Here is a 10,468-nt window from a genome sequence, read left to right as displayed (position 1 = left end):
TTTCCGAACAGAGAAGTTAAGCCCATTAGCGCCGATGGTACTGCATTTGTGGGAGAGTAGGTCGTTGCCTTTTTTGAATCCTCAACATTTATTTGTTGAGGATTTTTATTTTTATTGATTAATGGTTATTGGTTGATGGTTATTAGTAACATCAAAAACCAAAAACCAAAAACAAACAACCAGATATTGACCTGGTAGCTCAGTTGGTAGAGCATCTCCCTTTTAAGGAGAGGGTCCTGGGTTCGAGCCCCAGCCCGGTCACTTTATTATCTAAGCCTCAAACTTCAGTTTGAGGCTTTTTTTATGCTTTTGTATAAACTGCTTAATTAGAGTGTTTCTTTAATTTATGACTTATTATGTATTAAATCATTTATAAAAATTTAAATTCTTTCTTGCCTTTTGTATGTTACTAGTTTATGTAAATAATTTTTAGTTGCTATTAGTTATTTTGTGTTTAAAACGCTTGTGTAATCAGTAAAATATACGGTTTACGATTGCTTTTAAAACTAATAAATTTTGAATCAAACAAGTTGCACGTAAGTTTTTTTCTATCTACTTTTGCGTGAAATTAATCCCTCAAGAAAGAAAAGCATTAAAAAGATAACAAAGCTTTTCAACTTGTTGATTTTTATTTAAACTTAAAAACAACTTAATTATGAAAACAAGAATTATTGCAACAGCAGTAGCATTACTAGCCTTCACTTTTGGACAGGCTCAACAAGAAAACATGGCTAAATCAGAATTAAACTCAGCAAAAGGTGTATCTTTTGATGAGGGCGATATGTTCATTGAAGGAGGTATTTCATTCCGTACCGACGATGTTAATAGCGCTTACTCTATTAACCCTAAATTTGGTTACTTTATTGGTGAAAATTTTGCTATTGGTGGTGACTTAGATTTTGGAGGAAGTAAAGATAAAAGTACAACTCCTGATACAAAAACTAACTTTTTTGGTATTGGTGGTTTTGCTAGATACTATTTCTTAGAATTAGATAAAAGACGTTTTAAAGCTTACGGAGATGTTGGATTAGGTTATAGCCATGCACGTGTTGAAGTTGGTGATCTTGATAACACAACCAATGGTATTAAAGCTAATGTTACTTTAGGACTTAACTATTTTATTACTAAAAATTGGGCTGCTACTTTTGTTTTAGCTGATATTTTAACTTATAACAATGCAAACCCTGAAGATGGTGATGCTACAAACAGTTTTGAATTAAATATCAATTTATTCAATAACATTTTTGCACAACCTCAATTTGGTTTATTGTACAAATTTTAATCCTTTTTTCTCTTTTTAGAGTAAATTAAGATTACAATTTATTAAGCCTGAACAATTTTATTGTTCAGGCTTTTTTGTTTTCATTTTGTATTGATTTCCTCAAGTTTTCCAAATTGTCTTCTGCTTTTATTTTTAAAATGAGGAAGATTCCTTATAAATTCTTAAAGCTGTTATGATAATTTTACCAAAGAAATTATACTTATTAATAGATAAAATATAATCACATGAACAAAAAAATATTAGGAATCGCATTACTGGCATTAACCTTTTATGCATGTAATAAAACCGTTGAAACTCCTAAGGAGCAAAAAATAACCGTTAAAGGTCATATTCAATTTTCTGATGCAAATGATCAATTTGGGATAACGTTAAACAAAAGGAATATAGAAAACGAACTTGAAGTTGTTAAAGAAATAAAACTAGATTCATTAGATAATTATTCGTTTGAAATTCCTGTTACAGATCCAGAATTTTATATACTAAATGTTTACAAACAACAATCGGTAGAGTTTTATGCTGATGATGAAAATCTTGAAATTAATTTTAGAGGTATTGATACGGCTAAAATAAAAATTAAAAATCCACCACATGTACATATTAAGGGTGGAGAAAAAAATAACGCATTAAACGCTTTGCATTGGGCAAATTATCAAAATTACCAATGGATGATCGCTACTGGACAAGAACAATATAGAGCATCTTTATCTGATAGTGATGCCTGGAAAACATATGCTGCTAAAAACTGGGATGTAATGTACGATTCTAACGAAAGAGACATTAAAAATATCATAGATATGTATGAGGATTACCCAACGGTTGTAAAGGTTATTCAGAATTTATCATGGAAGAAAGATAAAGATTTTATGTTAGAGAAATACACAGAGTTGGCTGATAAATATCCTAATGTGCCTTATATCCAGAATGCAAAAGCCGATTTAATTGGAAAAATAGAAAGTGTTGCTAAAACAGCCATTGGAACAGTTGCTCCAGATTTTACTTTTCCAGACATGGATGGGAATTCAGTATCTTTAAGCGATTTTAGAGGGAAATATGTGCTAATTGATTTCTGGGCTTCTTGGTGTGGACCATGTAGAAAAGAGTCGCCTAATGTGCAAAAACAATATGCTTTATATAAAGATAAAGGCTTTGAAGTTGTTAGTGTTTCTATTGATAAAAAAGAAGTTGACTGGATAAAGGCGGTAAAAGAAGATGATTTAAAAGGAACTCTACTTTTAGCTAAAGATTCTAAAAAAATTATGAAAGATTATGTTTTTTCAGGAATTCCTTACATGGTTTTACTTGATACAGAAGGCAAGGTAATGGCCTTAAATTTAAGAGGCGAAGCTTTACAAGAAAAATTGAAGGAAATATTTAATTAGACTTTTATACCAAAAATAGGAAAGCGCACTAATTTAGTGCGCTTTTTTTTGTGCCTACTAATTTTAATTTTTGTTATAATTAAATTTAACTATTAAAGCGTTTTTAGGTAAAGTGTTTCTATAAGTGATTTGTTTTTTATCGCAATAGCTTGTAAATTATTGTAACCACTAATGTCAATTTTCTTGGCAATATTTGTTCTATGGTTATCAATGGTTTTTGGACTATTGTGAAGGACTTCAGCAATTTCAGAGGTAGACAAATTTTCAGAAACATGATACAAAATCTTCATTTCAGTTTTGGTTAAAGCTTCAAGATTTCTAATAAGGTTTTCAACCTCAATAATTTCATCTTTATGTCTTTCAAAAAAAGCTTTACAATTTCTACCTGTGTAATAGTTGCCTTTTTTCAATTCATCTAAACAAATTTTAATTTCTTCATGCATACCATCCTTAAATAAAAATCCGTTAGGTTTTAAATTTTTTGCATTAATTAAAGTTGGAATGTCCATACAATTAGTAAGTAAAATCACCTTTTTTTCTGGATGGTTTTGCTTCAAAACTTTTAGGGCTTCTACGCCATTAACAATGGGCATTTCAAGATCTAGAATGAAATAATCGGCTTTTTCAATATTATTTATAACCTCTTCACCATTTTCAACATCTAAAACCGCTTCAAAACCTTCAAATGAATCAATAAGGATTTTTAAACCAAGACGTACAATGTAATGGTCGTCTGCTATAAGGATTTTTATGTTTTCCATGACTATTTTAGTTTTGGGTATTTATCTGTAGAATAAAAATAGACCCTGTTGGTTTATTTTTTTTATAAATAATTTGGGAATCTATTTTAGCTAACATTTTTTTACATAAAGATAATCCAATACCGTAACCTTTTTCTGTGTTCGTACCTAATTTAACAGGTAGTCTTTCTGTGTTTTTTTGTAAAAGAGCTTGTATCTCTTCATTAAAACCAATTCCAGAATCGGCTATTTTTATGTGAATAGTATTTGTAGTAACAGGCTCAATTGAAACGTTTATACTGCCTTTTTTATTTGTGAATTTAACAGCGTTTGAGAGCATGTTTCTCAAGGCGAAATCGATTATGTTTAAATCGGATTTGATATAGTTAATATTTTTATCGGGTTGAAAGCTTACTGATAATTCTTTAGCAACGGTTGCACTTTCAATAAGTTTTAAATTGGTGTTTACTAAATCGTTTATGGAGAAACTGCTAAATTTTACTGTAATTCCTGAAGATTGGCTTATGGTCCAGTTTAAAATATTGTTTAATAGGTTTAAAAGATTACTCGTGCTAGACTCAATAATAGCTAGATTTTGTTTTAAATCATCTTTTTTAAGCGCGTCTAAATTACGCCTTAAAATAAATAGCAAGTTATATAAATCGGTCATGGGGCTTTTTACATCGTGTGCAATAATGGAAAGTAACTGATCTTTAACTTTATTTAAACCACTAAGTTCTTTTCGTTGGGCTTTAATTTCTTGATTGGTTAGAATTAATTTTTCGTTTTGAGAATTAATTTTTTCATTATTCTGAGATAAAATATCCTGTGTTTTTTTATTTTGAATGTAGGATCTTAAAATTAAAATAAGAATGAGAAGGATTAAACATGAAAGCATAATTAACCCTTGATTTTGTTGCTGTTTATTTTTAAGTTTTAAATCGTTTAATGCTAAATCGGTTTCTAGTTTTTCTAAGTCTTGTTCCTTCTGTTTTAAACTGTACTGTATTTGTATTTGTTCTTTTTGGGTAATTAATTGCCCTTCTTTATAGGCATTGTCGTATTCCAAATAACTTTCTAAATAATCTAGAGAAAGTAAAGCATTTTTACTTGCTTTTTCAATTTCATATAAACCTTTATAAGCATCCTTTAAAACCACTATGTTTTTTACATGTGTTTTATTATTGATAATCTTATTATAAAAATCTCTCGCTTTATTAAATTCTAATTGTTCTTTGTAATGACGCGCTATTTTTAAGTCAACAAGGTATTCTTCTTGTTTAAAATTATTTACTGATGCAATTTTTTGGGCGCTACTATAGTTTTTAAAAGCGATATATTTATTGTCTTCCTGATAATTAATGTCACCTAGATTTATTAAGGTGTTACATTCATCCTTTTTTAACCCTAATTGTTTATATCCCGAAAGTGCATTCTTATAGTGTGTTATTGCAATTTCTAGTTTATTTAAGCCAACGTTGGCTTGTGCAATTTTTTCTTCAGCTCTGTATATACGAAGCGATTCATTATTATTTTTAGCTTCATTTAAAGCATTAGTAAAGGATTCAATAGCATTATTAAAATCGTTTAAGTTATAACTTACAGTACCAATATTCATATAATATTTGTAACGATCTACTTTAACTTTTAAATCGTTAATAATACCATAACACTCCAAATACAAAGCTAAAGAGCGCTTATAGTCGCCAATATTATTGTAGAGTAGTCCTAAATTATTTAAAATGGTAAATTGATTGTCTTTATCCTCTAACGCAACATATATTTTTAAAGCTTCTATGTAAGATGCTTCAGCTTGAGCGATATAATTTAGGTCGTTTTCAACTAAACCTCTAAGTGTAAAGTATAGGGCTTTGTTGTTTTCCGAGACTTCTAAATCCTTTATTGTATTTAATATCTCTAAGGCATCTTTATAATGTTCATTAACATAAAGTGCTGTTATGTAATTGCTAGTTATTTTAAATTTTAGGGAGTTGGTGTTTATTTTATCGTAATAAGCATACGCTTCTTTGGCATAATTTAAACTTTCCTGTGGGTTTTTATTGATGCTTTGATAGTAGTGAAAAGTGAGTGTATTAACATTATCTAAAATTGAAGTAGAATCTTTTGAAGTTTGCGCATGTATAAATGTTGCTATTGAATAAAATGCAATAAAAAAAGCGAAAACATGATTATATGACTTCATTTTTTTGTTTTTAAACTCAAATATAGGCGAACTTTTTGTTTTTTGTTAAATAATGTTAAAAATGAGGAATTTCCCCTATATTTATTTTACTCTATTAAATTAAGTTTGGATTAATATTATAATCGGTTTACTAACTTCCTAATATTTTATTCAAAATTATGAAAACAAATCAAAAACTAAAGTACCTATTCTCATTAGTTATTTTATCGGGTTTACTACTAACAACCAGCTGTAGTAAAGATGACGAGCCAGCAAGTAACCTTACCGGGTTTACTTCTTTTGGATTTACTAATGACTTAATTAAAGATTATCCGTTTACTGTTGATAACACAAACTTTGTAATTAAAAACACAGATAGCTTACCATATCAATTTGATGCTAGCGCATTAATTGCTCAATTTTCGGTGATTTCTGGTTCAAAAGTAGACATTGCTGGTGTTTCGCAAACTAGTGGTGTGACAGTTAACGATTTTTCTAACGATGTTACTTATACGGTAACTGCTGAAGATGGCGTAACAGAACGCACTTATACAGTAGAAGTTAACATTGCTCAAACTAACCCTGAAGGTGTGCAATGGTCTCAAAAATCTCCAAATGCATTTGATAATACTTTTGAAACACAAGAGTATTTCTATTTAAATGGAAAACATTGGGTGGTGTTAGGTAAACGTTTTGTGTGGTTTCAAACTTCTCCAGAATCTAAATTATACAGCTCAACAGATGGTATTTCTTGGACAGAAGAAACCCCAACAGGCGATTTTCCTGTAGGATACGACCATAATATTGTTGTTGCAAACAATAAAGCGTATGTAGTTGGTTATATTAGTGGTGTTGATACATGGGGAGCCGATCAACCGACTTTAGAAAAGAATTTATTTACTACCGAAGATGGTATTTCTTGGACAAAATCTGAAGACGCTTTAGATGTTGCTCGTATTTATTCGCCAGGGTATAATGTAGATGAAACTATTTATGCATTTGCAGGAAACCTTCAAGGTGGTTTTGGGTCGTTTACAAACGCTAGACCAATAGGAGCACCATTTTATCCACCTGCAGGAATTAGTCCTTCTACCTTAGTGTCTACAAATGGAACATCGTTTACACCTAGTGCCGATTACTCAGCAGAAATGCCTAAAAGAGTTTACGGAGCAGGTTATGTTTACGAAGGTAAAATGTATGTAGCAGGTGGAATTGGTGCAGATGGATTTCCTTTAAATGATGTATGGTCGTCTACAGATGGTGTAACATGGAGTTTAGTTTCTGAAGGAGCTTTTACAGCAAGACGTGGTTCTAGTGCCGTAACTTACGACGGAAAAGTATGGTTATTTGGTGGGCAATTAGAAGACGGACAAGTTTCAACTGATATGCTTGTATCTGAAGATGGCGGTGTAACGTTTAGCCCAGTGCCAGCTGATCAATTATTACCATCAAATTACAAAGCACGTTTAAATGCTGATATTAGTGTTGATGCCGATGGTAATTTATGGATAATTGGAGGTGAAACTGTTACAGATGTAACTTATTCAGATGAAGGTTATGTAGATGCTATAACTTACGAAGTTTTAACTGATGTTTGGTCAGGGAAATTAAACAAACTATAAACGTTTGATTGTAATTAGAGAAATATAAAATATTCAAGTAGCCACAAATTTAAAGTTATGCGAATATTTTATATTTCTTAATCATTTAAGTTTAGAAAAACGAAACCATAAAAACCAAACAATATTTCTAATGGCTAGAAAGGTAATTTTAATGTGCAGTGCATTGCTTTTTATTGTTTCTATCACTTTTGGGCAAAATGTTGTAAAAGCTCAAAAAGTTAAAACAATAGATTTTCGAGGAAAAGTACTTTCGGCAGTAGATAACCAACCTATTTTAGGAGCTGCTGTTTTAGTTAAAGGACAAGCCGATGGTGTTGTTACAGATTTGGAAGGAACATTTCGTATAAATGTTAATGTTGGCGATATTCTAGAGATATCTTCATTAGGTTTTCAAGATTTAGAATATACTATTACAGATAAAAATAATGTCTCCATTCTTTTGGCTGAAGACATTCAAGCATTAGATTTAATTACCGTAATTGGTTACGGAGTACAAGAAAAAAGAGATTTAACAGGTTCTGTAAGTACTGTAAAATCCAAAGATTTAGATAAAACCATTCCTAGTTTTGATAATGCTTTAACAGGAAAAGTTGCTGGTGTACAAGTAATGTCTAGCTCAGGAGCTCCAGGTGGTGCGACTTCAATTACAATTAGAGGGGTAACTTCGCTAAATGCGAATAGTAATAATCCACTAATTGTAATAGATGGTGTACCAATTTATGGAACAAATAGAGCGAATAACACAACTGAGTTTGAAAGATCTACAATACCAGTATCTGGTTTTGGGGGAACATCGGTTACAAGTCCGTTAGAAAATAATTCGGAGTTTGAAAGAAACCCCTTGTCTATGTTGAATATGAACGACATAGAGTCTATTGAAATTTTAAAAGATGCTTATGCAACAGCCATTTATGGTTCTAGAGGTGCTGCTGGTGTTATTTTAATTACAACTAAAAAAGGCGTGTCTAGAAAACCAAAACTTTCAATCAACACATCTACAACCTTTAGCGATCCTATAAATGTACCATCGGTTTTAACGGCCGATGAGTATTCCGATTTTTATAACACAAAATCTGGAGGTAATAATTATCCAACTGGAACAGAAACAAATTGGGTAGACCAAGTTTTAAGAACAGCTATAACCAGTATTATTAATTTGTCGCTTTCAGGAAGTACCAAAAAATTAAATTATTTTGTAAGTGGTTCAGTATTAAAGCAAGATTCTTATATCGTTAACCAAGATTATAAAAAATACAATTCCCGTATTAATCTGGATTATCAATTAACCAAAACCCTTAGGTTGGGTGCCAACGGTTCTATAAATTATGCCGATAACAATTCTTTAAATGCACCAAGTATTTATAGAAACGCAGTATTAAAAGCACCAAATGTTGCTAGTAATATAGATGCTGATACCTATTATTTTGGATTTGCACCTAACATATCTGGTGTCGTAGAGAACCCTTTAGCACAGGCTTATAGAGATATTAACTACGCTAAAGATAAAAGGCTCGTTGGAAATGTGTTTTTAGAATACAAGCCTTTTAAATGGGTCACCTTAAAATCGGAAATAGGTGTCGATCATTTAAATTCTGATGCCTATAGTAGGATTATTAGCAGACCAGATATTGAAGGAGGAAATGCTACACAAACCGAACTTAAAAATAAAAAGTTTGTTGTAAACAATACCGCCTCTTTTGTTAAAACGTTTAATAATGTACACGCCATTAATAGCGTTATCGGACAAAGTTTTGAGACTTCAACCGAAGAGTCGCACTCTATTTTTGGAAGAGATTTTGCGAGCGACGATATTTTAGATATCAATCAAGCGGGGGTTATAGGTGGCGATCCGTATCCAACCATTAGAGAATGGGCTTTGTTTTCGGTATTCGGAAGACTAAACTATCAATATGATCATAGGTATTTGGCTGGGGTTACTTATCGAATTGATGGGTCATCAAGATTTAGTAAAAATAACAGATACATTGGGTTTCCATCTTTCTCCTTAGGTTGGAGAGCTTCAGAAGAAAACTTTTTAGAAAATGTTTCCTGGATAGATGAATTAAAGTTTAGAGGTAGTGTTGGATTTACAGGAATAGATGGCACTAGCGGCTATTACGGTAATCAGGGGCAATATCAATTGTTACGTTCAGGAAGCGGTAGTATTTTAACCTATTTAGATTCTGAAATATTGGAAGTAGTTCAACCAAATAACCCTAATTTAAAATGGGAACTTACACGAACTTTAGATTTAGGAGTCGATTTAAGTTTGTTTAAAGATAAAATTAATCTAACGGTAGACTACTACCATAAAAATATTACTAATTTACTCTATTCATCTGCAGTGCCGTGGTATCAAGGCTATGCTTTACAACAGCAAAATATTGGTGATATGGAGAACAAAGGTTTTGAAATTGCCTTGAACACCCAAAACATTGCCACAGCAAATTTTCAGTGGACCACCAATTTTAATATTTCAAGAAACACCAATAAAATTTTAAAATTAAATTTTGAAGGTAGTGATGCCACAGGAGCCGCATTAGGTTATAAATATTTTGCTGTAGGCGAATCGGCAGGTCAATTCTTTTTATACGATTGGGACGGTGTAAACCCGTTAACAGGAAATCCGCTATGGAATTATCCTGATGGTTCTCAAAGTGAGGTGCCTCCTGCAACTTTAAGTAATTCTTCGCAATATAGAAAACCAATGGGCGATGCTTTGCCAGACTTTTTTGGTGGATTAACCAATACGTTTAGGTATAAAAACTGGGAACTAAATTCGTTCTTTTCCTTCTCTTCGGGCAACCAATTGTACAATGGAACCAAAGCTCTACAGTATACTTATACCACATCAGATGCGAATAACTTAAGTCCAGATATTTTAGATTATTGGAAAATAGTAGGTCACGAAACAGATATTCCCAAAATTAATAATGCATCTATTGTGAGCAATGGTTCGGGAGGAGCAGTAGATTATACCGTTGGTAGAGATTCAGACCGTTTTTTAGAAGATGCCTCATTTATAAGGTTGAAACAAATAGGATTAACATATTATTTACCACAAGATTGGTTACAGAGTCATTTAATTGAAAGTGCCTCGGTTTATATTCAAGGAAATAATTTATTAACCTTTACTAAGTATTCTGGATTAGATCCGGAGGTAAGTGCTTTTGGGTCATCAGCCTTATTAAGCGGTTATGATGAGTTAACCATGCCTCAGATTAAATCGTGTAGTGTAGGAATAAATATTGGATTTTAATTTT

Annotated in this window: 6 protein-coding genes and 1 tRNA gene; 5 read left to right on the top strand and 2 right to left on the bottom strand. The window is 31.6% G+C overall.

What is annotated here, in order from left to right; genetic code table 11:
• Positions 1-188: 188 nt before the first annotated feature.
• From H6X70_RS13260 to H6X70_RS13250, 3 genes are all read left to right on the top strand, one after another.
• A tRNA-Lys gene (locus H6X70_RS13260) sits at positions 189-261 on the top strand.
• Between the two features lie 394 nt (positions 262-655).
• A complete protein-coding gene (locus H6X70_RS13255) occupies positions 656-1,282 on the top strand; it encodes an outer membrane beta-barrel protein (RefSeq protein WP_194768169.1) in 627 nt (208 codons plus the stop codon).
• Between the two features lie 224 nt (positions 1,283-1,506).
• Positions 1,507-2,661 (top strand): peroxiredoxin family protein, encoded by a 1,155-nt coding sequence (locus tag H6X70_RS13250; protein ID WP_194768168.1) that lies wholly within the window; start codon positions 1,507-1,509, stop codon positions 2,659-2,661.
• Between the two features lie 92 nt (positions 2,662-2,753).
• On the opposite strand, the gene H6X70_RS13245 is transcribed toward H6X70_RS13250, so the two are convergent.
• Both H6X70_RS13245 and H6X70_RS13240 read right to left on the bottom strand, forming a co-directional pair.
• Positions 2,754-3,422: a response regulator transcription factor gene (locus tag H6X70_RS13245; protein WP_194768167.1), complete on the bottom strand. Its 669-nt coding sequence runs from the start codon at positions 3,420-3,422 to the stop codon at positions 2,754-2,756.
• 7 nt (positions 3,423-3,429) lie between these two features.
• The gene (locus tag H6X70_RS13240; protein ID WP_194768166.1) at positions 3,430-5,604 is read right to left on the bottom strand and encodes a sensor histidine kinase; all 2,175 of its coding nucleotides are present in this window, start codon (positions 5,602-5,604) and stop codon (positions 3,430-3,432) included.
• Between the two features lie 158 nt (positions 5,605-5,762).
• Here H6X70_RS13240 and H6X70_RS13235 point away from each other — a divergent pair, with 158 nt between their 5' ends.
• Together H6X70_RS13235 and H6X70_RS13230 are read left to right on the top strand one after the other, a co-directional pair.
• A complete protein-coding gene (locus tag H6X70_RS13235) occupies positions 5,763-7,205 on the top strand; it encodes a DUF6242 domain-containing protein (protein ID WP_194768165.1) in 1,443 nt (480 codons plus the stop codon).
• Between the two features lie 130 nt (positions 7,206-7,335).
• Positions 7,336-10,464: a SusC/RagA family TonB-linked outer membrane protein gene (locus H6X70_RS13230; RefSeq protein ID WP_194768164.1), complete on the top strand. Its 3,129-nt coding sequence runs from the start codon at positions 7,336-7,338 to the stop codon at positions 10,462-10,464.
• Positions 10,465-10,468 lie beyond the last annotated feature (4 nt).

This window comes from Tamlana sp. I1 (genome assembly GCF_015355625.1).
Lineage (GTDB): Bacteria > Bacteroidota > Bacteroidia > Flavobacteriales > Flavobacteriaceae > Pseudotamlana.
This window is presented reverse-complemented; position numbering and strand designations above follow the sequence as displayed.

Coding starts and splice junctions, on each gene's coding strand:
- H6X70_RS13250 (WP_194768168.1), top strand. CDS start 1,507: ATGAACAAAAAAATATTAGGAATCGCATTACTGGCATTAACCTTTTAT.
- H6X70_RS13235 (WP_194768165.1), top strand. CDS start 5,763: ATGAAAACAAATCAAAAACTAAAGTACCTATTCTCATTAGTTATTTTA.
- H6X70_RS13245 (WP_194768167.1), bottom strand. CDS start 3,422: ATGGAAAACATAAAAATCCTTATAGCAGACGACCATTACATTGTACGT.
- H6X70_RS13230 (WP_194768164.1), top strand. CDS start 7,336: ATGGCTAGAAAGGTAATTTTAATGTGCAGTGCATTGCTTTTTATTGTT.
- H6X70_RS13255 (WP_194768169.1), top strand. CDS start 656: ATGAAAACAAGAATTATTGCAACAGCAGTAGCATTACTAGCCTTCACT.
- H6X70_RS13240 (WP_194768166.1), bottom strand. CDS start 5,604: ATGAAGTCATATAATCATGTTTTCGCTTTTTTTATTGCATTTTATTCA.